The organism is Hymenobacter terrestris, from assembly GCF_013377905.1.
Classification (GTDB): Bacteria; Bacteroidota; Bacteroidia; order Cytophagales; family Hymenobacteraceae; genus Hymenobacter; species Hymenobacter terrestris.
Genome location: NZ_JABKAV010000164.1, coordinates 1 through 481, shown reverse-complemented (window position 1 = coordinate 481; position 481 = coordinate 1). Strand labels below are relative to the sequence as shown.

The 481-nt window shown below is 54.3% G+C and carries 1 protein-coding gene; it reads right to left on the bottom strand.

Features of this window, described 5'->3' with window-relative positions:
- Positions 1-227: 227 nt before the first annotated feature.
- The coding region (locus HW556_RS18445; protein ID WP_218136975.1) for a hypothetical protein at positions 228-481 on the bottom strand (254 nt) is incomplete at its 5' end.

The window sequence follows — 481 nt, the reverse complement described above, 5'->3', positions numbered from 1 at the left end:
CAAACGGTGGTGGATTGAACGCGCTCCGTTCAAAAATAGGAGAGTTAAACTGGGTTTATCAGTTGACTTACTGCTCTTAACACCGCAGCCAAGCGGTCCAAGTCAACCGAAGAGAAGGGGATGCGGTCCTGAGCCACACGTTTCAGTTCTGCCACATCGTCGAACAAGGAACCGATATCAGGCTGCGCCCCTTCGAGCGTACCCCATTCCTCCGTGGGAATGAGGGTTTAGCGGAGAAAGCTCACAGCTCCGTCATGCCGAATGGAGACGAGCCAGTTGATACTGGCATCGAACAAATCAATGTCATCGGCGACCGGGTACCAGAGGTCATCAAAATAGCGAGCCACGTCGGCTGTCTGAAAGGCGTCCACTTCCTCGAATCGGGCCCAATTGATAAAGATTTCCGGCAGGGGCGCAATGCCCAGGGCGGTAAGCGTCGGCAGCAAAGCAAAGTCCTGCTCGGCATTTGCTTCTGGGTAGT